This is a genomic window from Porticoccaceae bacterium LTM1 (assembly GCA_030252795.1).
Taxonomy (GTDB): domain Bacteria; phylum Pseudomonadota; class Gammaproteobacteria; order Pseudomonadales; family Porticoccaceae; genus SCSIO-12696.
Window position 1 is genome coordinate 2,033,784 of the sequence record CP127080.1, and the last position, 21,919, is coordinate 2,055,702.

22 protein-coding genes are annotated in these 21,919 nt (G+C 52.4%); 3 read left to right on the forward strand and 19 right to left on the reverse strand.

The genetic code is table 11. The features are described 5' to 3' along the window. Positions 1–5: 5 nt before the first annotated feature. The 16 genes from QP938_08920 to QP938_08995 all read right to left on the reverse strand — a co-directional run bounded on the left by QP938_08920 (position 6) and on the right by QP938_08995 (position 14,004). Positions 6–491, reverse strand: coding sequence for a hypothetical protein (locus tag QP938_08920; GenBank protein ID WIO73421.1), 486 nt, complete (start codon positions 489–491; stop codon positions 6–8). A gap of 36 nt (positions 492–527) precedes the next feature. Continuing rightward, positions 528–686: a hypothetical protein gene (locus QP938_08925; GenBank protein WIO73422.1), complete on the reverse strand. Its 159-nt coding sequence runs from the start codon at positions 684–686 to the stop codon at positions 528–530. Positions 687–712: 26 nt separating this feature from the next. After that, positions 713–1,678, reverse strand: coding sequence for a flagellar motor protein MotD (gene motD / locus QP938_08930; protein WIO73423.1), 966 nt, complete (start codon positions 1,676–1,678; stop codon positions 713–715). Positions 1,679–1,719: 41 nt separating this feature from the next. Further along, complete coding sequence (locus QP938_08935; GenBank protein WIO73424.1) at positions 1,720–2,460, reverse strand: flagellar motor protein; 741 nt, start codon at positions 2,458–2,460, stop codon at positions 1,720–1,722. A 20-nt stretch (positions 2,461–2,480) separates the two neighbouring features. Further along, a complete protein-coding gene (locus QP938_08940) occupies positions 2,481–3,197 on the reverse strand; it encodes an RNA polymerase sigma factor FliA (GenBank protein WIO73425.1) in 717 nt (238 codons plus the stop codon). Further along, the gene (locus QP938_08945; protein ID WIO75647.1) at positions 3,194–4,042 is read right to left on the reverse strand and encodes a MinD/ParA family protein; all 849 of its coding nucleotides are present in this window, start codon (positions 4,040–4,042) and stop codon (positions 3,194–3,196) included. The genes QP938_08940 and QP938_08945 overlap by 4 nt, the downstream gene beginning before the upstream one ends. Positions 4,043–4,076: 34 nt before the next feature. Continuing rightward, positions 4,077–5,369 (reverse strand): flagellar biosynthesis protein FlhF, encoded by a 1,293-nt coding sequence (flhF, locus tag QP938_08950; protein WIO73426.1) that lies wholly within the window; start codon positions 5,367–5,369, stop codon positions 4,077–4,079. 49 nt (positions 5,370–5,418) lie between these two features. After that, entirely contained in the window at positions 5,419–7,506 is a 2,088-nt protein-coding gene (gene flhA / locus QP938_08955) for a flagellar biosynthesis protein FlhA (GenBank protein ID WIO73427.1), read from the reverse strand. Positions 7,507–7,888: 382 nt separating this feature from the next. After that, complete coding sequence (gene flhB / locus QP938_08960; GenBank protein WIO73428.1) at positions 7,889–9,010, reverse strand: flagellar biosynthesis protein FlhB; 1,122 nt, start codon at positions 9,008–9,010, stop codon at positions 7,889–7,891. Next, entirely contained in the window at positions 9,003–9,779 is a 777-nt protein-coding gene (fliR, locus tag QP938_08965) for a flagellar biosynthetic protein FliR (GenBank protein WIO73429.1), read from the reverse strand. Before fliR ends, flhB begins: the two co-directional genes overlap by 8 nt. A 76-nt stretch (positions 9,780–9,855) precedes the next feature. Continuing rightward, positions 9,856–10,125 carry a flagellar biosynthesis protein FliQ gene (gene fliQ / locus QP938_08970; protein ID WIO73430.1) on the reverse strand — a complete coding sequence of 90 codons (270 nt, stop codon included), beginning with the start codon at positions 10,123–10,125 and terminating at the stop codon, positions 9,856–9,858. Positions 10,126–10,138: 13 nt separating this feature from the next. Continuing rightward, complete coding sequence (fliP, locus tag QP938_08975) at positions 10,139–10,864, reverse strand: flagellar type III secretion system pore protein FliP (GenBank protein WIO75648.1); 726 nt, start codon at positions 10,862–10,864, stop codon at positions 10,139–10,141. A 17-nt stretch (positions 10,865–10,881) separates the two neighbouring features. Then, a complete protein-coding gene (gene fliO / locus QP938_08980; protein WIO73431.1) occupies positions 10,882–11,325 on the reverse strand; it encodes a flagellar biosynthetic protein FliO in 444 nt (147 codons plus the stop codon). A gap of 2 nt (positions 11,326–11,327) precedes the next feature. Next, on the reverse strand, positions 11,328–11,744 hold the full coding sequence (gene fliN / locus QP938_08985; GenBank protein ID WIO73432.1) for a flagellar motor switch protein FliN: 417 nt from the start codon (positions 11,742–11,744) through the stop codon (positions 11,328–11,330). Between the two features lie 26 nt (positions 11,745–11,770). After that, the gene (locus QP938_08990) at positions 11,771–12,337 is read right to left on the reverse strand and encodes a flagellar basal body-associated FliL family protein (protein ID WIO73433.1); all 567 of its coding nucleotides are present in this window, start codon (positions 12,335–12,337) and stop codon (positions 11,771–11,773) included. A gap of 464 nt (positions 12,338–12,801) precedes the next feature. Next, positions 12,802–14,004: a flagellar hook-length control protein FliK gene (locus QP938_08995; protein WIO73434.1), complete on the reverse strand. Its 1,203-nt coding sequence runs from the start codon at positions 14,002–14,004 to the stop codon at positions 12,802–12,804. A 187-nt stretch (positions 14,005–14,191) separates the two neighbouring features. Between QP938_08995 and QP938_09000 the strand changes: the two genes are divergently transcribed. The 3 genes from QP938_09000 (at position 14,192) to QP938_09010 (ending at position 18,591) form a co-directional block, all read left to right on the forward strand. Then, positions 14,192–15,388: a CaiB/BaiF CoA-transferase family protein gene (locus QP938_09000; protein WIO73435.1), complete on the forward strand. Its 1,197-nt coding sequence runs from the start codon at positions 14,192–14,194 to the stop codon at positions 15,386–15,388. Positions 15,389–15,391: 3 nt separating this feature from the next. Beyond that, the gene (locus QP938_09005; GenBank protein WIO73436.1) at positions 15,392–16,174 is read left to right on the forward strand and encodes a HupE/UreJ family protein; all 783 of its coding nucleotides are present in this window, start codon (positions 15,392–15,394) and stop codon (positions 16,172–16,174) included. A gap of 248 nt (positions 16,175–16,422) precedes the next feature. Then, positions 16,423–18,591 (forward strand): M3 family metallopeptidase, encoded by a 2,169-nt coding sequence (locus QP938_09010; protein WIO73437.1) that lies wholly within the window; start codon positions 16,423–16,425, stop codon positions 18,589–18,591. A gap of 838 nt (positions 18,592–19,429) precedes the next feature. Here the strand turns inward: QP938_09010 and QP938_09015 are convergent. From QP938_09015 to fliI, 3 genes are read right to left on the reverse strand one after another with little or no spacing between them, the layout of a single operon-like run. Then, on the reverse strand, positions 19,430–20,092 hold the full coding sequence (locus QP938_09015; protein WIO73438.1) for a DUF2238 domain-containing protein: 663 nt from the start codon (positions 20,090–20,092) through the stop codon (positions 19,430–19,432). Beyond that, the gene (gene fliJ, locus QP938_09020) at positions 20,089–20,529 is read right to left on the reverse strand and encodes a flagellar export protein FliJ (protein ID WIO73439.1); all 441 of its coding nucleotides are present in this window, start codon (positions 20,527–20,529) and stop codon (positions 20,089–20,091) included. Before fliJ ends, QP938_09015 begins: the two co-directional genes overlap by 4 nt. A gap of 8 nt (positions 20,530–20,537) precedes the next feature. Continuing rightward, entirely contained in the window at positions 20,538–21,875 is a 1,338-nt protein-coding gene (gene fliI / locus QP938_09025) for a flagellar protein export ATPase FliI (GenBank protein ID WIO75649.1), read from the reverse strand. Between the last annotated feature and the right edge of the window lie 44 nt (positions 21,876–21,919).

Here is a 21,919-nt window from a genome sequence, read left to right on the forward strand (position 1 = left end):
CCCCATCAAACCTCTTCCTCTTCCCCATCAATAATAAATCCAATCCGCCGCCTGAATTCTTCCTTCTCCACCCGCTCCACATAACACAGCAACTGCACGCTGGATTGGTGGGACAGCAGCATACATGGGCTGCCGTTCAGAGTTCCTTCGATGCGGATGCCGTGGAAGCTTTCCTGGGCGAGACGTTCTACGTGAACCTGGATACCACCGTTAAGGATGGCGAGGATCGCGGGTTGTTCGTCTTCGGGAAGTTGGCTGCGCCACTGGATTACGGTGTCAGCCAGACGGCGCATCAGGGCACCTGAGGAGCGGTACTCATTATCAAGCTCTGCATCGCTGGGGGCTTCGGCGATGCTGGTGTGGGGGAGTGGTACATTGGCAATGGCGGGAACACACACCATGCCTATGGATTCTACCGCCTGGCGCATTGCCTCGCGGTTGAGGGTTTCGATATTGGTTTGCTGCTCTTGGGGTTTGTCTTTCTCGGTCATTCCATCCACCTTTAACTTCAAAATACAAGTGTCAGACTACACGTATTCGTCGATATGGGGAATATCGTCTTCCAAATCGTCAGGATTAACCGGGAGTCGATTTGGCTTTTCTTCACGGGACTTTTGATCATCACGGCGTACGGGCTTTACCGGCGGGGCCGGTGTAGGAGGATTGATATGAACAACTTCCCCCATATTCCATCTCTTAACAGGCTGCTCTTTTACAGCAACTCCTCGGCAGCACGGACCTCGGGACTTACAGGAATAATCATCGCCGGTCGGCCAGCGCGATTGCTGGTTGGTGCCGGAATAATGGTGCCCGGTGCAGACACATTGCCAATATTGTCGCGAAGCGCGTCCATCATATTCTGGTTGTCGGCGTACTGGCTTGCTTTAACGACAATTACCACGCGACGGTTGCGGGCGCGACCGGCTTCGGTGTCGTTACTGGTTATAGGACGAAATTCACCGTAACCCACCGATGACAAGCGACCAGGGGTAATACCGTTCTCCGCAAATAGGCGCACCACAGTTGCTGCGCGACCGGCAGACAGCTCCCAGTTGGATGGGTAAATGGAGCTGCGAATTGGCTGGTTGTCGGTAAAACCTTCCACCTGAACCTGGTTATTAAAATCGTCGAGAATATCGCTGAGCTGTTTAATTACCGGAATGGCGCTTGGTGACAATACGCTACTGCCGCTTTGGAACAATATCTGGGTATTGATTTCCACTTCCAGCTGAAACGGATTTTTTCGCACGCTAACGACTTTATCATCAATCAGCTTTTTAAATGCCTCTTCCAACTCTTTGGACATTTTCTCCAGGCCACCGCCCACTTCCTTGCCTTGCAAAGCGGCAAGCGGCGGCGAATTGACGTTGGGCATTGGCGTGTGAATATCAATACGAATGGGCGAGCTGACAATGGCCTGCGGCGACATGGACGCTTTTGGCGCAAAGATTTGCGGTGAACGTACCGGTTGGCCTACCTGTATCGGGTTCAGCGCCCGCGCCGATGAGCGAAACGCGGCATTCAGCGATTCAGACAAAACCCGATATTTACCTTCATTAACCGAAGAGATGGAATACATCACCACAAAGAACGCAAACAGCAGGGTAATAAAATCCGCATAGGAGACCAGCCACCGCTCGTGGTTTTCGTGCTCCTCATGTTTCTTTTTTCTCGCCATACTGCGTTCTTTTTCTCTTCTTATCTAACAAGTGGCCGCGGTTATTTCACATAACCGTTTAATTTACTTTCGATATTACGGGGGTTTTCACCCTCGGCAATCGACACCAAACCTTCAACCAACATGTCGCGATGGGATGCCTGATGAGCGACGATACTTTTGATTTTATTGGCCATGGGCAGGAAAAACAGGTTGGCCAAACCAACACCGTAAATGGTAGCTACGAACGCCACGGCAATACCGGGGCCTAATGCACTGGGGTCGGCAAGGTTGTTCATCACGTGAATCAAACCCATTACCGCACCGATAATTCCGATGGTCGGAGAGTAACCGCCAAAGCCTTCCCATACTTTTGCTGCGGCATTATCCATATGTTCCTGAGATTCGATTTCCACTTCCAGAACTTTACGAATGGTGTCGGGCTCACTGCCATCCACAAGCATTTGCAGGCCTTTTTGCAAAAATTGATCGGGCTCTTCATCTGCCGGGCCTTGCAGACCAAGGAGACCTTCCTTACGAGCCAGCTTGCTCCAATCGACGATTTTTTGAATATCGGTAGGCAAGTCTGCTTGTGGTGGTTTAAATACCCAACCGGCTCGTTTCATACCGTGCTTAAAGGTTTTCAGGGATGTTTGTACCATTACGGCACCGGCGGTGCCGCCAAATACAATTACAAACGCAGTAACCTGCATCAGGGAGTCAGTGTGCCCCCCTTCAAGGATGTTGCCGCCGAGGATGGCCGCCAGTGCAACTACAACACCAATAAGCGTCAAAATATCCATAATTTAAGTCTTTTTAGCTTTTATGCGTTTACCCAACTGCCCAGTCGCGATCGCAACCGCGACAACGCCTGACTGTGAATCTGGCAAACCCGGGATTCACTCACCCCGAGAATTTCGCCAATTTCCCGCAAATTCATTTCATCATCGTAATAGAGCGACATGACCATTTTTTCCCGCTCCGGCAACCCTTCAATGGCTTTTACCAGTGAAGACCTGAAATCACCCTCTTCGATGCGATCCAGCGGGCCGGCATCTTCGGCAATGGCACCAGTGCCATTTTCTTCTTCCATATCAAGGCTGGAAACTCGACAGCCAGCGGTATCGCGCAGCATGTCGTGGTACTCGTCGATATCCACTCCCAGCTCGGAAGCGATTTCCGAATCACTGGCATGACGACCCAGGCGCGCTTCAACGGCAGCGGTCGCTTCGGCAAGCTGACGGGATTTGCGCTGTACGGAACGCGGTGTCCAGTCAGAGCGGCGCAATTCATCGAGCATGGCGCCTCGCACGCGAATACTGGCGTAAGTCTGAAAACTTGCACCCTGTGCAGCGGCGTAATTTTTTGATGCTTCCAGCAGGCCGATCATCCCCACCTGAATCAGGTCGTTTACATCAAGATCAGCGGGCAGACGCGCCATCAAGTGGTGGGCGATGCGCCGAACCAGCGGCAGGTGTTCCCTGACCAGCCGCTCCTGTTGCTGTTTGCAACTGTCTGCATACACCGCCGCGCCGTTCATCCGAACAACTCCCCACCCATGGTGTTAAAGCTGTTGGACTGAATTAGCCGTTCGACAAAAAATTCGAGATTGCCCGACGCCACATGCGGCTGCGGCCAGCGATCAATCTGTTCAGCGATTCGAGTTAACGCTTTTGACGCCTTACTGCGCGGGGCCGCTTCAACCACAGCAGTCTGGCGCTGCACCGATTTACGCAACTGCTCATCAAAAGGCACTGCTCCGAGATAGCGCAGACTCACGTCGAGGAAGCGCTCGGCAACGCGGCTGATTTTGAAAAACAGCTCTTCGCCCTGCACCTTGTCTTTCACCATGTTGGCAACGATATGGAATCGCTCAACACCATGATCCCGGCTTAACACTTTAATCAGCGCATAAGCATCGGTAATGGAAGTAGGCTCGTCACATACCACCACCAGTACTTCCTGGGCGGCCTTGGAGAAACTAACCACACTGTCGGAAATCCCGGCAGCGGTATCCACCAGCAGAACGTCTACCGGCTGGCTCAACTCACTGAAGGCGCGAATCAAACCGATATGCTCGGCGTTGGACAATTCCGCCATGCGGGTAACACCGGATGCGGATGGCACAATCTGCACCCCGCCCGGCCCCTGAATCAGAATCTCTTCCAGCGAACGTTCGCCAGAAATTACGTGACGCAGATCGTAGCTGGCATGCAGCCCCAGCATCACATCCACATTGGCAAGGCCGAGATCGGCGTCCATCAACATGACGTTCTTGCCCATGCGGGCAAGGGAGGTGGCCAGGTTTACCGATACGTTGGTTTTACCGACACCACCCTTTGCCCCCGTTACCGCAATTACTCGAACCGGTTTGGTTTGAGCCATCTGCCGCAGTCCGCTGGCCTGATCTACAAAGGCGTTATGCGAGTCCAGCATTGAGAGTCATACCTCCAAAAGAGTCGGCAGCCATCATTGGCTGATTCCAACCGACAGTTTCCATCATCTCCTCGGCGTGCTTGACCAGATCGGCCGCCCGCGCGGGGTGTAAATCTTCCGGCACTCGCTGGCCGTTACCGATGTAGGCAACCGACAGTTTGTAGCGAATCAGCGCCGACAGAATCGGTCCCATGCTGGCGGTTTCGTCCACTTTGGTGACGATGGCACCGGCCAGATTGGTGCTGCTGAATTTGCGTACAACTTCGTCGAGAATGGCGAGCTGTGACGTTGCTGACAAAGTCAGGTAAATCTTGATGCCCGGCTCCACGCCGGTCAGGGTTTCGAACTGTTGGGTCAGGCCCATATCGCGCTGGCTCATACCGGCGGTATCGATCATCACCAGTTTGCGGTCAGCAAATTCGGCCAGAGCCTGGGAGAGTTCTTCGCGATTGGTGGCGACCCGCACCGGTACGCCGAGAATGCGGCCAAAGGTATAAATCTGCTCCTGTCCGCCAATGCGGTAGCAGTCGGTGGTAATCAGAGCCACCTGTTTGCGGCCGTGACGCATCGCAAACCGTGCCGCCAATTTGGCGACCGAAGTGGTTTTGCCAACACCGGTTGGGCCAACTACGGCCACGCGACCGCCGTTGTTAATAATGTCGTCCTGATTTTCGATAACTTGAGATCCCAGATTTCGCAGGCAGGCATCCCAGCCGTAATCCATATCAATACTGCCGGGCAACTGTTCGGTGAGTTTCAGGCTCAGATCGCGACTCAAGCCGAGACCACCCAAGCGGCGCACTAGATTGCTTCGAACCGGTTGACGCTGCCCCATATCGCGCTGTGACAATTGCGAAAGTTCACCTTCAAGCATGCCGCGCAGGTTGGTCAGCTCGCGACGCATTTCGTTGTATGAATCCAGATCAGGCTTGGCCTGTGCTGGCTGCTGAACCGGACGCTGCTGCGACGGTTGGGCGACTGGCTGTTGATGAGCTGACGGCCGCTCATAAGAAGCAGGCTGGTAAGACGCCGGATGCTGATAGGAAGGCTTCTGGTAACCAGTCGGCTGCGGACGGGACGCTTGGCTAGAAGTGGCGGCCCCATGACCGGCGCGAGCCGGATTGAGCAGCTTGTCGTCGTAATCCGCTGCTGCCACTACTTCAACCCCCTCTTCCACTCGACTGCTGGAGAGAATGACGGCGTCGCCACCCATCGCCTCACGCACAAGGCGCATGGCTTGCTTGCTGTCTCTGGCTACGAAGCGCTGAATCTTCATACCTGTTACCTTCGCTGTTCGCTCAGTTAATCCCAATTGGGCTTGCTAATTATCCGGCCAGTGCCACTGGCTGTTTGCCGATAGAGGCAGTTACCTTCACCCGTTTGCTGGCGGGAATTTCGTCATAGGCCAGCACGTTCAGGTTCGGGGTGGTGCCGCGGATCAGTTTTGCCAGCCACAATCTCAGCGGCGACGACACCAACAGCACCGGGGTTTGACCGGCAGCTTCTTGCCGCCTTGCCTCTTCTGCCACCTGTCTCATCATGGTTTCGGCCAGTCCTGGCTCCAATCCACCGACACCTGCGGCACCCTGCAATGAGTTATGCAACATCTGTTCCAACTCTGGATCGAGAGTCATCACACCCAGCTCAGACTCCATGCCAGCTATGTTTTGGTAGATGGTGCGCCCCAATGCGACCCGCACTGCAGCAGTGAGAGCGTCGGGTTCCTGACTCTTCGGCGCGTGTTCCGCCAATGCTTCGGCGATGGAACGCACATCGCGAATTGGAATGCCCTCTTCCAACAGGTTTTGCATTACCTTCAGCACCACACCCAGCGATACGGTTTTCGGTACGAGGTTTTCCACCAGCTTGGGCGAGGACTTACCGAGCACATCCAGCAACTGCTGCACTTCATCGTGGCCGAGCAGTTCGTTGGCGTGTTGTTTAAGAAGTTGGCTGAGGTGGGTCGCAACCACCGTGCTGCAATCCACCACGGTGTACCCCATGGTCTGCGCTTCGTCGCGCTGGGATGGCTCAATCCAAACCGCCTCCAATCCAAATGCGGGATCGATACCGGAAATGCCATTGAGAGTGCCAAATACCTGACCGGGATTAATTGCCATCTCTTTGCCAGGATGAACTTCACCTTCACCCACTGGCACGTCCAATAAAGTAATACGGTAGGAACTGGGCGACAGATCCAGGTTGTCGCGAATATGAACCGAGGGCACCAGAAAGCCCAATTCCTGGGAGAGTTTTTTGCGCACGCCTTTAATACGAGTCAGCAGTTCTCCACCCTGGGTTTTATCCACCAGCGCAATCATCCGGTAGCCCACTTCCAGACCAATCATGTCTACCGGCTGGACGTCATCCCAACTCAGTTCGCGGGGCTCAGACGATTTTTCTTCCTGCTGCTGTTCTTTGTTTTCATCAACCAGCTCGGCTTTTGGCTTGCGAGACATTCGCCAGGCCATGTAACCGAGGCCACCACCAATACTCAGGAATACAAAATTAGGCATGCCTGGAATCATGCCGAGCACAAGCACAATTCCGGCAGTGATTCCCAGCGCTTTGGGCGAGCCGAATAACTGGCTGCTCATTTGCTGGCCCATATCCTGGGTAGAGGAAACACGAGTTACGATAATGGCAGCGGCGGTAGACAGCAGCAGTGAGGGAATTTGCGCTACCAGACCATCACCGATGGTGAGCAGTACATAGTTATGACCGGCCTGCTCAAAACTAAGGCCATGCTGGCCCATGCCGACGGCAAGACCACCGATCATGTTAATCAGCAGAATCAGAATACCGGCAACCGCATCACCGCGAACAAATTTACTGGCACCATCCATTGCCCCGTAAAAATCCGCTTCCTGGGCGACGTCTTCGCGACGGGCGCGTGCTTCGTCCTGATTAATAATGCCGGCGTTAAGATCGGCATCAATGGCCATCTGTTTGCCGGGCATGGCATCCAATGTGAAGCGCGCATTTACTTCAGAAATACGGCCGGCACCTTTGGTAACCACAACGAAATTGATAATTACCAGAATGGCAAAAATCACAAAACCGACGGTGTAGTTGCCGCCGATTACAAATTCACCGAACGCCTCAATTACTTTACCGGCGGCATCGGTACCGGTATGGCCGTTGATCAATACCACGCGGGTGGAGGCGACGTTCATACCCAGACGCAGCAGTGTGGAGATAAGCAACACAGTCGGAAAAACCGCAAATTCCAACGGCCGTCCAGCATACACCGCAGCCAGTAGTACGATCAGGGAGAGTGCAATATTGAAGGTAAAAAGCAGGTCCAGTAGAAATGCGGGCAACGGCAACACCATCATTGCCAGCATGGTCATCAGCAAAATGGGTGTACCGAGACCAAGTGCGTTAATTCGACCGCTTAATAACTGCTTCATGGTTGTTATGTGATCCAGTGTTGTTTTTTTGGCGCTTTTTTTAATTACCAAAGGGGTATCTCAAGATTCGTGCCAAGTTTTGAAAGGAGAGACGAGAGATGGGAGATGGGAGATGGGTGAGTTACTGTCTTCCTGAGCACAGCGAAGGATCTCAAGGGTTTGCGCCTACAGATCCAATCAGAGATTGTCGCCTTCGGCGCCCAACGCACTATGCGCTTTTGTCTTCGCTGCGCTCGGGATGACAGGAGTTCGATTGCAGCTATAGTTTTTGATGTTTTAATCCGCCATAACCAGACCGGAACAGGCCAACCCTCATATACCCACAAATCGGGCTAACCTGTTCCGGTCTGGTTTTGGCTGGTTTGGGGGCTAACTTAATTCACTAACTCCACTCACCAGGCGGCACTGGCAAGTCGGTGGGCTTCTCAGGCATTTCACCGCCCATCATATTATTGAGCTGGTATACGTAAGCCAGCACCTGCGCCACCGCCAAATACATATCTGCTGGAATTTCCTGATTTATTTCAGTGGTAGCGTACAGCGCCCGCGCCAGAGGCGGCGCTGAAAACAGAGTGACGTTGTTTTGACGGGCAATTTCACGAATATTGGCGGCAATTAAATCCTTACCTTTTGCCACCACTACCGGCGCACCACCAGCATCATCGTCGTACTTCAGGGCAACGGCATAGTGCGTGGGGTTAGTAATTACCACATCAGCTTTTGGCACTTCGTCCATCATCCGGCGCTGGGACATCTCCCTCTGCAACTGGCGCACTTTACCTTTTACTTCCGGGCGCCCCTCGCTCTCTTTCATCTCGTCCTTGACTTCCTGTTTGGTCATTTTCAGCTGTTTATTGTGCTGATAAAGCTGGAACGGCACGTCGATAGCTGCAATTAAAATCAGCGCCGCACTGAGAATTAAAAACGACCAGCCAAACATGGATGCGGAGTGAGCAAGCCCCTCCTCCAACCCTTCCGCACCCAGGCCAATCAAATCGTCCAACAATTCCGCCAGCACCAGGTACGCCACCCCTGCAACAACCAGAAATTTGGCAATGGCTTTTAGTAATTCCACCGCACTTTTGGCGGAAAACATTCGAGCGATACCTTTAAACACATTGAGTTTTTCCACCTTAAAGGCCACCGCCTTAATACTGAATGCAAAACCGCCAACACTGAGCGGCCCTAAAAATGCTGCAACAATCAGCAATACAAAAAGTGGAATTAATATTTTTATCCCGGTGACAAAAGTATCACCCAGCGAAGCCACCATCGCCGAAGGGTTATAGATTGACTTAATATCGATCGACAGACTGTCGCTCAACAGCGCAGCGAGATCACGGAGCATAAATTCGCCCATAAACAGTAACCCCACAGCACCGCACACCAGCGACAACATGGTATTGAGTTCGCGTGAGCGCGCTACCTGCCCTTTTTCGCGAGCTTCCCGCTGCCGTTTCGGCGTGGGATCTTCTGTTTTTTCCTGACCCTGATCTTCAGCCATTGCGAATAATCTCCTGCAATGTCATCAGGGCGTCGGCAAACAGTTGGGAAATTTGTGGCAATAGACTGGAGGTGCTGAACAGCACCAGAACAAATCCGGCCAGCAAGGTGATCGGAAAACCTACCGCGAAAATATTTAATTGCGGTGCAACGCGGGTCATTACACCAAACGACAGGTTAACAAGCAGCATGGACGTCATTACCGGCAAAGCTACCAACACGCCACCGGCAAACATATAAGTCCCCCAACTGGCAATTTGCCAGGCGAAATCCGCGGTAAAACCGGCGCTGCCGATGGGCAGTAACCGAAAACTCTGCACCAGGGTTTCCAGTAGCAATAGATGCCCATCCAGGGCCAGAAAAACCAGCGTGGTAAATACGGTGTAGTACTGGCTCATCACTGGAACCTGCACGCCATTCTGTGGATCCACTGCCGAGGCAAAGCCGAGCCCCATACTCATCGCCACATTCTGGCCGGCAATTACCATCGCCCCCATCACCAGCTGCAATAAAAAGCCCATCGCCACGCCAATCAAAACCTGTTGCAAGGTAATTAAATAACCGGCTGGAGAAAATGGTTCAACGGCGGGAGCTGCAGGCAAAACCGGGTAGAGCATAAAAGAGATCACCAGTGCCAGCACAATGCGAATTCGTACCGGCAATGTACGCGCACCCCACACAGGCGCGGCCATGAACATGGCGCTCAGGCGAACAAAGGGCCAGAACAGGCTGCCGACCCAGGAGTAGATTTCGGAAGTGGTTAATTCCATATTGGTCGGACGTCGGACGTCGGACGTCGGACGCCAAAACCCCTAAAAATATATTCAGGCTTTTTCATCACGCACGTCACCCAATTAAATTGGGAATATCCAGAAACAGGTTTTCCGCAAACGACAGCCACACATCCAGCATCCAGGGACCGGCAATGGCGAGTGCGGCGGCGAGACCAATCAGTTTGGGAATAAAGCTCAGGGTCATTTCCTGAATTTGAGTGGCGGCCTGAAAAATACCAATCAGCAGACCGATAGCCAGTGCCGACAGCAGCAGCGGCGCACTCAACAGTACCGTAATCGTGAGCGCATTGCGGGCGAGATCCATAACCGATTCGGGTGTCATTATTTATTCCCCGCTAAGTGTAGAAACTGGAGGCCAGCGTGCCGAGAATCAGCGACCAACCGTCTACCAGAACAAACAACATAATTTTGAAGGGCATCGAGATCAGCATGGGCGACAGCATCATCATACCCATAGACATCAATACACTCGCCACCACCAGATCGATAATCAAAAACGGAATAAAAATCATAAAGCCAATCTGGAAAGCGGTTTTTAGTTCGCTGGTTACAAAGGCCGGCAACAGCACACTGAACGGTGCATCTTCCGGCCCTTCCAGCTGCTCCAGCCCGGCCATATCGGCAAACATCGCCAGATCATTTTCACGAGTCTGGTTGAGCATAAAATCACGAAGCGGCTGACTGGCAGCCTGCATCGCGGTGGTAAATTCCATCTTGTCTTCGATGTAAGGTTTGATACCAGCGTCGTAGGCTTTTTCAAACACCGGCGTCATGATGAAAATACTGGTAAACAAAGCCAGACCGATCAGCACCTGATTGGAGGGCGTGGACGCGGTGCCAAGCGCCTGCCGCAAAATCGACAGCACTACAATAATGCGGGTAAAAGAGGTCATGGTGATCAGCGCTGTCGGCAACAGGCTGAGCACCGTCATAATCAGAAGAATCTGAATGGTGGTGCTGTAGGTTTGGCCACCGTCAGCATTGGGCGTTACGGTGAGCAAATCCAGACCCTGCTCGGCAAAGGCCAGTGTCGGCAAAGCCAGAAAGCAAATCGCCGCCATTATTTTGAACAGCTTTTTCACGAGCGATCTCCGCCCTTGCCGAGACCGCTAAGAATCGTCGCAAAATGATTTCCGGCAGCAGAAGGGGTTTTCTGGTTTGGATCAATTACCGGCTCATCAAAAACATGCAAGGTAGTAACACGCCCCGGAGACACCCCCAGCAACATCTGTTTATCACCCACCTGAACCAGCACGGCACGCTCACGTGCCCCCAGACTCATCGCCGCCAAAACATGCATTTTTGCCAGATCATTTCCCGGCATACGATTCAATTTTTTCAGCAACCACGCCAGCGCGCCAATGCCCACAAGCACTACGGCAAGACTCATCACCAGCTGCAAAATATAGGCACCACTGTTGGTTTTTTCTGCCAGCGGTATAGCCTGCTCCGGATCAGCTGCCAGCGCGGTACCGGCAATCAAAAACAAAATCAGCAGTGATTTGGGGGCAAAGGCTTTCATAATTATTTCAACTTTTTAAAACGCTCGGCAGGATTTACCACGTCAGTGAGGCGAATGCCGAACCGCTCGTTAACTACTACCACCTCACCTTTTGCCACCAGCGTGCCATTAACCAGCACGTCCAGAGGCTCACCCACCAAACGCTCCAGCTCCACTACAGAACCGGGGTTGTATTGCATCAAGTCGCGAATCGGCACCTGGGTGCGACCAATTTCCACGGTGACTTTCACCGGAATATCGAGAATCGCATTCAGGTTCAGGTCGCCACCGTGGCTGGCCATCGGCTCGGCCGACATGGTGGCCACATCGTCTGGTTGATAGGCTTGCGCCTGCGGCTGATCAGCGGCCATTTCTGCCGCCATAGCTGCCGCCATCTGGTCTTCCAGCGACATCTCACTGGTATCTATTTGATCACTCACTTGGCTCTCCAACTATTTGCAGACAGTTACTGCATCACGAAGTCGGTCAGGTACACCTCTTCAATGCCGGTACCGTCCGGCAGGCGAACAATGCCCTGTACCTTGCTACGAATCTGGTCACGCAGTACCTGCTTGCCCTCCACACTGCCAAGCTCTTCGTACGTGCTGTTGCTGAGCAAAGCGACAACTTCGTGGCGAATGGCTGGCATATGGTGACGCACTCGCTCAACCACATCTTCACTGTGAGTCATTACCGACACTGAAACCTGCAAGTAACGCAGCACACCGTTGTGAGCAAAATTAACCACAAACTGTTGGCTCAGCGGCTCGTAGATAGTGGTCATGTCATTACTCACGGCTTGTCCGGAATTTGAATCAGGTCCTGCGGGGCTGTCTTTCTCTTCGCCATTTTCCGCACTGGCTTCAGTTACAACCTCTTCGTTGGCTGAAGAAGAACCGGCAGTCAGGTAGACCGTAAGACCGACACCGACACCAACCAAAACTGCAACCGCTACCGCGATAATCAGGGTATTTTTCATACCGCCCTCTTTTTTGCCCTTGCCCAAATCGAGTTCAGGATTTTTCTCAGCCATTCTGTATGAGCTCCAGATTGTCTTCCTGCCATGTACGACTGGTGATTCACAGCCATGAAAATTCAAATATGCAATCAATCACCTACTGGCAGGCAAATAAGCAATTGTCATGCCATGAAGATAAGTCTTTGTATTTCAGTAAGTTGGAGAACTAAACATTTGGAAAGGACAAAGTTTTGACGGGGGAAATACGAAGTCAGGGAAAGGGGAACGCCGGGAAACTGGCTGTTATCAGCTTTTTAAATGCTTAGCATTTGGAGTAGGTCAGTTTCAAACCGAAAGAGTGGGTTGTGTAGGGTTTTCTGAGACCGTGGCCAGCATGGATACTGGCCTCGAGTCTCCATGGATGGGTCTAAGACGTGTCTCAGAAAACCCTACACAACCCACATCTTCCAGTGCGCCACAAGCTGCAGTAAAAGCTTTCTACTATTATCACTGACTACAACCCAAACGCTTTTTATTGTTTAAATGTAGTAATCCACCAATCCATTACGACTGTCAGCAACAATGGTTTGAGAAGCTACCGATTCACCTTCGACGCCATCATCTGAGCCGCCTCCAGCATAACCACTACCGCTCTGGCCATCCCGACCATTTTCACTATTCATACTGCGCTGTTGGGAAACATTCGCATCGGCCAACTGCAAACCGCTGTCTCCAAACATCTCTCTCAAACGCGGCATCGCTGCTTCAAGTGCTTCGCGTGTGGCAGCGTTCTGGGCAAAGAAGGTCACACTAGTGCGATCACCGTCGCTGTGAATCTTCACCTCCATAGAACCCAACTCAGGTGGATTCAGGCGAATCTCCGCAGTCTGGTTACCGCGCTCTACCAGAACCCGCAATCTAGTCCCCATTTCCTGGGCCCAGCCCTCTTCGCCAACCGGCGTGTTCATACTGACCTGAGGTCGCTGGGCGTCCAGCTCAGAACTCGCAAATGGTCTTGCCGCATCAGCCACTGGATTAGTAGAACCGTTTGCTGCACCAACCTGTACCACCTGAAAAGAAGTGTTCTGCTCCAGCGCGGTTTGCTGGCCAACGTTTTCCATTACCGCGGCAAACTCCGGTTTAATCACCGGCGTGTTTTGCACAGACTGGGGCAAAACCGCATCCTGCTCAGCCAGATTAAAAGGAGCATTACCCAAAGCTGGTTGCGGTCGCTGCGGATCAACTTCTTCCGAGCGGTCGGCCATCATTACTCCCGCCGGAGTTTCTGCCCCCGTCGCCTGCTCCGCATTGCCCGGCTGCTTACCATTCAATAATTGCTGGATGGCAAACGGCAATGGCTTGCCGTCCACCGGCAAAGCGTCACCCTTGGCAACTTCAATTTGCGGTGTGACTGTATTTATCACTTCCCGAAACTGGGCCAGCACTGGCGGCGATATCGATGCAGCATTCTCCGGATCCGCCAGCCATTGTTCAGCGGCTTCTACCAGTTCGGACAACTCCTCCATTTCTGGTGGTGTCTCTCGCTCCAGAGCCGTAAGCAACTGCTGCAGCTGTGGTGGCAACGGCTGCTCTTCCAGCTTTCCCGACCCGGCCTGCAAAACTTCCCCGACCCTTTTTAACTGATCAGCAAAACTGCCATCAATCCGGGCCGCTGCCTCACCAAGCGAGTTGCCGGGTGCGCGTGGCGCTATCACCTCGGCCGCCTGGATTGGCAAAATCATGTTCGCCTGCATCTTATGTGCTCCGCGTAAAAAGTGGTTTCATTCCATTCCTGTTCTCATATCGCATAACACTGCAAAACCCTTGCCAAGTTTTGAGACCATGGATTTCCTTTGGGCAATATCACCCGCAGGCATTCGCGGCTATAATCTTGCGCTTTGTGTCCACTGGCCCCAAAGAGAATCCATCATGTCCCACCGCCCGCTCGACGGAATTCGTGTTATTGAAGTTGGCCAACTCCTGGCTGGCCCATTCACCGGCTCAATGCTTGCTTACTTTGGCGCCGAAGTGATCAAAATCGAACCACCAAATGGGGGCGACCCAATACGCGGCTGGCGAAAGCTGGAAGAGAGTGGTACCTCGTTCTGGTGGCGTAGCCTTGGGCGCAACAAGAAATGCGTCACTCTGGATTTGAAAACCGATAAAGGCCGCGCGCTGACCAAACAGCTGATTGACGGTGCCGACGTAGTCATCGAAAACTTTCGGCCCGGTACCATGGAAAAGTGGGGACTTGGCCCTGAGGAATTCAAACAGACCAACCCAGGGCTGGTTTATGCCCGCATCTCCGGTTACGGCCAGACCGGCCCCTACTCCCATAAACCAGGCTTTGCGTCTGCCTGCGAGGCTATCAGCGGCTTTCGCTATGTGAATGGTCACCCCGGCGAAGCACCAGTTCGCCCCAACCTCTCAATCGGTGACACCATTTCCGGTCTGCACGCTGCACTCGGCATTCTGCTTGCGATTATCGAGCGAGATCGCGGCGAAGGTCAGGGGCAAGTGGTAGATGTGGCGCTTTACGAGTCCATGTTCAACCTGATGGAAGCTGTGATTCCGGAATTCTCGGGAGCTGGCGTAATTCGCGAGCCTTCCGGCAGCACCATTACCGGCATTGTTCCGACCAATACCTATCGCTGTGCGGATGGAAAATACGTCGTGATCGGCGGTAATGGTGACTCCATTTTCCAACGCCTGATGGTGGCAGCCGAGCGCCCCGAGATGTCGGAAGACCCCCGCTTTGCCGACAATCCGGGACGGGTTGCCCATCAGCAGGAAATTGACCAGGCACTCAGTGAGTGGTGTGCCCGCTATAACTGCCAACACATTCTCGACAAACTGGAAGAATCCCGCGTACCGGTTGGGCCTATCTACAACGTCGAAGACATGTTCAACGACCCGCACTTTCAGGCCCGCGGCCTGTTTGAGCGGGTGGAAATCAACGGCAAACCTCTCGACATCCCAGCCATTATGCCAAGGCTTGGAAAAACCCCGGGCAGTACTGACTGGGCTGGCCCGGAAGTGGGCAGTCATAACAAAGAAGTGCTTGGCGATATTCTCGGTCTTAGCGAACAGGAAATTGGTGAGCTGACTGAACAGCAAGTAATCTGATTTATGAGTCGATTTTTTCCTGTTTTTTTATGGGTTGCCGTGCTGGCAACCTGCCTGGCCAGTAAGTCCGTACTGGCCCACGATGTCGATCCGGAAGTACTGCTCAGTGAGCATTACAAGACAATGGTGGATTATCGGGGAGGCATCAATTTCGGTTTTGGAATGCCCGCTACCATGGCACCAGACGATGGTGGCGCAGACCTTAAATATGAGCGTATTGAGTTAAGTCTTGGAGAAATTATCCGCTTTTATGTAAAGGAAGGGTTTAAACACATCATTCCTTCCGGGCTTGACCATGTACTGTTTGTGCTTGGGCTATTTTTCCTCAATAGACGACTCAGGCCGCTACTCTGGCAAGTATCCGCCTTTACCGTTGCACACACCATTACCCTGGGCCTCGCCTCAGCCGGTTATATTCCACTCAATCATGACTGGGTTGAAGCCCTGATTGCCTTATCGATCTGTTACGTCGCCGTTGAAAACCTGATCACAGATAAGTTGCATAGCTGGCGACCTGTAGTTGTATTTGGCTTTGGTTTACTGCACGGTATCGGCTTTGCCAGCGTACTCGGTGAAATCGGCCTGCCAAACAACGAGTTTTTCCCAGCCCTGATCAGCTTTAATATCGGGGTTGAGCTGGGTCAGCTGGCAGTGATATTGCTGGCTTTTCTGGCATTTATCTGGCTATTCAATAAGTCCTGGTACCGAACCGCGATTATGACCCCGGTCTGCTCAATCATCGCTTTAATAGGCGGCTGGTGGTTTATTGAACGGGCATTTTTATAGCGTTTTTTTAGGGCCTGTTCACACTAATTGAATATTTACTGTTGTGGCTAAAAAAGCGCCAATCAAGGCGTGAGGAGAGCAGTTTGGTCACTCCAAATAAACGACGAATAACGCAGAGTGGCGCTTTTTTAGCCACAACCCGAAGGGCTGAGACCATTTTTTCGTCCAGCAGTAATTATTCAATTAATGTGAACAGGCCCAGTAGTATTTTTTTGACTTTAAATATCGACAAAACGGAGTGAAGGTAGATGAAACACGGATTTAAATTATCCGCTCTGGCACTGGCCATTGGCCTGACTGCCTGTGGTGAGCAGAACACCACCAACAGCGAATCAACCCAAAACCAGTCACCGGAAACAACACAAGTGGCGGAAGCAACCAATCCATTCTTCAAACCCTGGGGCACCCCATTTGAAGCACCGGACTTTGGCAAGATCAAAGAAGAGCACTACATGCCTGCCTTTGAGAAAGGCATGGCGGAGCACAAGAAAGAAGTTGATGCCATTATCAACAATCCGGAAGCACCCACTTTTGACAACACCATTGCCGCGCTGGAGCGTACCGGTGCGTTGCTGACTAAAGTCTCCGGTGTCTTTTACAACCTGACCAGTGCCCATACCAACGATAAGTTGCAACAGTTATCCGTAGAACTGGCGCCCAAAATGAGCGCTCACTCAGACGACATCAATCTGAACGAAGACCTGTTTGCCCGTGTAAAAGCCGTTTACGAGCAACGCGACAATCTGGACCTGACCACAGAGCAATCAAGACTGCTGGCTAAAACCTACAAAGGATTTGTTCGCAGCGGTGCCAACCTTGAAGGTGAAGCCAAAGAGCAAATGCGCAAGCTCAACAGCGAGCTGTCACTGCTGTCCCTGAAGTTTGGTGAAAACCTGCTGAAAGAGAACAAAGCCTTCAAACTGGTTATCGACAACGAGGCTGATCTCGCCGGCCTGCCGGAACCCGTAATTCACGCTGCTGCCGAAACTGCCGCATCGGCCGGTTTGAATGACAAGATGCTATTCACGCTGGACAAACCCAGCATGCTGCCATTCCTCTCCTACGCGGATAATAGAGAGCTGCGCCAAAAACTGTACACCGGCTATATCAGTCGTGGTGACCAGGGCAACGAATTCGACAACAATGAGATTGTTGCCAAAATGGCCAACCTGCGTTCACAAAAAGCCAAGTTGCTGGGCTACAACACCCATGCTGACTTTGTGCTGGAAGAGCGCATGGCCAAAAATTCCGAGAACGTATTCGCCCTGCTGGATAAACTGTGGGCACCAGCCCTGGCCAAAGCCAAAGCAGAACGCGCCGAAATGCAGGCGATGATTGATGCCGAAGGCGGTGATTTCAAACTGGAGTCCTGGGACTGGTGGTACTACGCCGAGAAACTGCGTAAAGCCAAATACGATCTGGATGAATCCGAAATCCGTCCTTACTTCCAGCTGGAAAATGTAATTGAGAGCGTATTCTACGTTGCCAATCAGCTGTGGGGCATCCAGTTCAAACAGCTTGATAACATTCCGACCTATCACGAAGACGTTCGCACCTACGAACTGACCGATAAAGACGGTAACCACATCGGTATTTTTTACGCCGACTACTTCCCGCGTGACAGCAAACGCGGTGGTGCCTGGATGAATGCTATTCGCGGCCAGTCCAACATGGATGGAGAGTTTGTTACTCCGCTGATTATGAACGTGGGTAACTTCACCCCGCCAGTTGGCGACAAGCCGGCTCTGCTCTCTTTCGACGACGTGAGCACCCTGTTCCACGAATTCGGCCACGCTCTGCACGGCTTCCTGTCACAGGCGCATTATCCTTCCCTGGCAGGCACCTCCACGCCGACCGACTTCGTAGAATTCCCGGCACAGCTGATGGAGCACTGGGCAAATGAGCCAGCCATCATGAAAAAGTTTGCTGTCCACTACGAGACTGGCGAACCGATTCCAGATGAACTGATCGAAAAAATCCAGAAAGTCGGCACCTTCAACCAAGGCTTTGCCACCACCGAATATCTCGCAGCCTGTCTACTGGATATGGCATGGCACAGCATTGAAGAAGACGTTACTGACACCCAGGCTTTCGAAAAAGCTGTTCTGGAAGAGAAGTACGGCCTGATCCCGGAAGTTGTTTCACGCTACCGCAGCTCCTACTTTGCCCACATCTTTGCCGGTGGTTACTCGGCAGGTTACTACGCTTACATCTGGTCAGAAGTACTGGACAGTGATGGTTTTGAAGCTTTCAAAGAGACCTCCCTGTTCGATCAGGAAACCGCTGCCAGACTGCTCAAGTACGTCTACTCAGCCGGCGGTACCGATGATCCAGCTACCCTGTACCGCAACTTCCGCGGTAAGGATCCGGTAATCGATCCGCTGCTGAAGCGTCGCGGACTGGATACTGCCGAATAATTTTTATTCAGCAGTAAACGTAAAAGGCTTAAATCTCATTGGGATTTAAGCCTTTTTTTTCATTCGATATTTTCTCACTGTCATCCTGAGAGCAGCGAGGGGTCCCTACTACGACATTCCCGCATAGGCGGGAATCCATAAACTTCGAGCATTATCCAAAATGGATCCCCGCCTTCGCGGGGATGACAAGGAATGGGAATTCAAAGGATTGACACCAGCCTGAGCCATAACCAGACCGGAACAGGTTAGCCCGATTTGTGGGTATATGAGGACTGGCCTGTTCCGGTCTGGTTATGGCGGATTCAGCACCCAAATCTACAACCAAAAGAGATCCTTCACTTCGTGAAGGATGACAATAAAACTCGTCTCCCACGAAAATGGCAAACCTCAATACCCCCTGCTTAACAATGGATCCCCGCCTACGCGGGGATGACAAAGAGTGGATATTCAGCGGATTGGCACCAAGCTGAGCCATAACCAGACCGGAACAGGTTAGCCCGATTTGTGGGTATATGAGGACTGGCCTGTTCCGGTCTGGTTATGGCGGATTCAGCACCCAAATCTACAACAAATAGAGGCCCTTAACTTCGTTCAGGATGACAATAAAACTCGTCTCCCACGAAAACGGCAAACCTCAACGACCCTGCTTAACTATGGATCCCCGCCTGCGCGGGGATTACAAAGAGTGGATATTCAGCGGATTGGCACCAAGCTGAGCCATAACCAGACCGGAACAGGTTAGCCCGATTTGTGGGTATATGAGGACTGGCCTGTTCCGGTCTGGTTATGGCGGATTCAAGCACCAAAATCTACAACCAAAAGAGATCCTTCACTACGCTCAGGATGACAAGGAACGGAAATTGACAAGCTGCCTATCGTGGCAACGACCGAGGATTACCAGCGCCAGAATTGCCCCCAGCAACGCCAACCCCATATCCGACTGGGTATCCCAAACATAACCCTGAGTTCCCAGAAACGCCTCTGCACTAGAGTCACCCAACAGCGCCGCCCACCACTCAATCAACTCATAAAATGCACTGAGTGCCAGACAAAAACAAACGCAAAAGAAATTTCGCCAGCTGTGACTGTTGAAAACCTCATGGCGAATCACCACCTCGCGAACCGCAATAGCCGGCACAAACCCCTGAATAAAATGAGCCAATTTATCGAAATTATTGCGCGGCCAGTCCAACCACTCGGAAATGTGACCAAACAAAGGCACCTCCGCATAAGTGTAGTGTCCACCAACCATCAGAATAATACAGTGAAATAAAATCAAACCGTAGAGCAAAGGTGTTAAAGGAAAACGCCTATAAGTCACCACCAAGACTACAAGCGCGGCTAAAGCTGGAAATACCTCCAGCCACCAAGTGAGGCGGTCTTTTGGGGAAATTGCGGACCAAATTAAGACAACGAAGAAAATAAACAGCCAGCTAACTTTTTTCACAATAACTCCTTTTTCGTTTAAAAGTAGCACCGCGGAGATAACAAATTCAATCAATAAACTGGTGGACGCACCCGCCCCGCCAACTCATCCGTCTCCGCCTGCTGCTTTTTATCGAGCAAAAACTGCTCCAAAGCACGCTGCTGATCAACAGCCTTTTCCAACGCCTGCAGTCGCTGACGAGCGTGGAGCCATTGTTGATGTGCTTTATCAAATTGTTGGCGGGAGCGCTCTACTGAAGCCTGTTGCTGGTTGACTGCACCATCCAACTTGCCCAGAAAAAGCTGGAAATCCCTGAGCTGCTGAACGCTGCTGCCAGTAGCACCTAACTGTTTGTATCTATCAAGGTATTCCGAGCGGAATTGTTCTAGTTGTTGCAGCTGCTGTTGTTGATTATTGAAAGCCTGACGCTGTTGCGCCATCAGTCTACCCGCCTCTTTCTCGCGGTGGTCGGCAACTCCGGCAACCTGTTTGAAGCGAGCAGATTTTTTCATTGCCTACCCTACTGGCCAGACTGCTGAAGCTGAGCCATTTGCTGATTGGCTTGGTGCCACTGCTGCTCCAGCTGCTTGAGCTGGTGCGTGCTTTGATTCATCTGCACCTGCTCAGTCATACCCTGAGCAAGAAAATGTTCCAGCATCGGCTGCACCAGAATTGCCTGATCGATGTTGGGATCGGAACCGGGCTGATAGGCACCGACGCTGATCAGGTCGCGGTTCTGCTGGTAGGTGGAATAGATCGCTTTAAATTGCCTTGCCAATTGCAGTTGTTCGGGCGGCACAATGGCAGACATCACTCGGCTGATCGACGCCTCGATATCAATGGCCGGATAGCGGCCTGACTCTGCAATTTTTCGACTCAGCACAATATGGCCATCAAGAATAGCTCGGGACGCATCAGCCACCGGGTCATTGTGATCATCACCATCCACCAGCACAGTGTAAAACGCAGTCATGGTGCCACCACTGTCCGTATTACCGGCGCGCTCCACCAACTGTGGCAGACGAGCAAAAACCGAAGGTGGATAACCTTTGGTGACCGGAGGCTCACCAATCGCCAGCGCCACTTCCCGCTGCGCCTGTGCAAAACGGGTAAGCGAATCCATCAGCAATAAAACATTCAATCCACGGGCACGAAAATACTCGGCAATAGCCGTGGCGCGCCAGGCACCGTGCATACGCATCAATGGTGAATCATCAGCTGGCGCTGCTACCACCACCGCGCGTTTCAAACTCTCCGGGCCAAGAATTTCCGCAACAAATTCCTGTACCTCGCGACCCCGCTCACCAATCAAACCCACCACAATGACATCCGCATCCGTGTATCGTGTCATAAGACCAAGCAGGGTGGATTTACCAACACCACTACCAGCAAATAGCCCCATACGCTGACCACGGCCAACAGTGAGCAGTGCGTTGATTGCACGAACGCCAGTATCCAGCGGCTCACGAATCGGGGCACGGCTTAAAGGGTTGGTGCTTTGGCCAAGCAGAGGCACATGGCTATCTCCTTGAATCGGTCCTTTCCCGTCTAAGGGATGACCGGCGCCATCAATCACCCGGCCAAGCAGGCCATCGCCGACAAAGACCTCACTACCCTGCCCAAGTGGAATAACACGGGCACCGGGTTGTACACCGCGAATATCACCGATCGGCATCAAGTACAGGCGATCGTCATGAAAACCAACCACCTCAGCATAAATATCCTCCCCGTAATCCACTACGACCCGGCAACAGCTGCCTACTGCAGCACGGCAGCCTGCCGCTTCCAGAGTGAGGCCCACCATACGGGTGAGCTTTCCTTCCACCATCGGCTCCGGCTCACGCAGCTGGCCGCGCATTTCTGCCAGACGGGAAGCGAGATTGCCACCACTGCGAGCACCTT

Excerpts from the sequence above, each read along its gene's own strand:
- flhA (WIO73427.1), bottom strand. The coding sequence starts at position 7,506 with ATGAAGCAGTTATTAAGCGGTCGAATTAACGCACTTGGTCTCGGTACA.
- QP938_08925 (WIO73422.1), bottom strand. The coding sequence starts at position 686 with ATGGGGGAAGTTGTTCATATCAATCCTCCTACACCGGCCCCGCCGGTA.
- fliQ (WIO73430.1), bottom strand. The coding sequence starts at position 10,125 with ATGACACCCGAATCGGTTATGGATCTCGCCCGCAATGCGCTCACGATT.
- QP938_08945 (WIO75647.1), bottom strand. The coding sequence starts at position 4,042 with ATGGCTCAAACCAAACCGGTTCGAGTAATTGCGGTAACGGGGGCAAAG.
- fliJ (WIO73439.1), bottom strand. The coding sequence starts at position 20,529 with ATGAAAAAATCTGCTCGCTTCAAACAGGTTGCCGGAGTTGCCGACCAC.
- flhB (WIO73428.1), bottom strand. The coding sequence starts at position 9,010 with ATGGCTGAAGATCAGGGTCAGGAAAAAACAGAAGATCCCACGCCGAAA.
- fliO (WIO73431.1), bottom strand. The coding sequence starts at position 11,325 with ATGAAAGCCTTTGCCCCCAAATCACTGCTGATTTTGTTTTTGATTGCC.
- QP938_08990 (WIO73433.1), bottom strand. The coding sequence starts at position 12,337 with ATGGCTGAGAAAAATCCTGAACTCGATTTGGGCAAGGGCAAAAAAGAG.
- QP938_08935 (WIO73424.1), bottom strand. The coding sequence starts at position 2,460 with ATGGATATTTTGACGCTTATTGGTGTTGTAGTTGCACTGGCGGCCATC.
- QP938_08920 (WIO73421.1), bottom strand. The coding sequence starts at position 491 with ATGACCGAGAAAGACAAACCCCAAGAGCAGCAAACCAATATCGAAACC.
- fliP (WIO75648.1), bottom strand. The coding sequence starts at position 10,864 with ATGGCGGCGATTTGCTTTCTGGCTTTGCCGACACTGGCCTTTGCCGAG.
- QP938_08995 (WIO73434.1), bottom strand. The coding sequence starts at position 14,004 with ATGATTTTGCCAATCCAGGCGGCCGAGGTGATAGCGCCACGCGCACCC.
- QP938_09010 (WIO73437.1), top strand. The coding sequence starts at position 16,423 with ATGAAACACGGATTTAAATTATCCGCTCTGGCACTGGCCATTGGCCTG.
- fliR (WIO73429.1), bottom strand. The coding sequence starts at position 9,779 with ATGGAATTAACCACTTCCGAAATCTACTCCTGGGTCGGCAGCCTGTTC.
- fliI (WIO75649.1), bottom strand. The coding sequence starts at position 21,875 with ATGCGCGGCCAGCTGCGTGAGCCGGAGCCGATGGTGGAAGGAAAGCTC.
- QP938_08940 (WIO73425.1), bottom strand. The coding sequence starts at position 3,197 with ATGAACGGCGCGGCGGTGTATGCAGACAGTTGCAAACAGCAACAGGAG.
- QP938_09000 (WIO73435.1), top strand. The coding sequence starts at position 14,192 with ATGTCCCACCGCCCGCTCGACGGAATTCGTGTTATTGAAGTTGGCCAA.
- flhF (WIO73426.1), bottom strand. The coding sequence starts at position 5,369 with ATGAAGATTCAGCGCTTCGTAGCCAGAGACAGCAAGCAAGCCATGCGC.
- motD (WIO73423.1), bottom strand. The coding sequence starts at position 1,678 with ATGGCGAGAAAAAAGAAACATGAGGAGCACGAAAACCACGAGCGGTGG.
- QP938_09005 (WIO73436.1), top strand. The coding sequence starts at position 15,392 with ATGAGTCGATTTTTTCCTGTTTTTTTATGGGTTGCCGTGCTGGCAACC.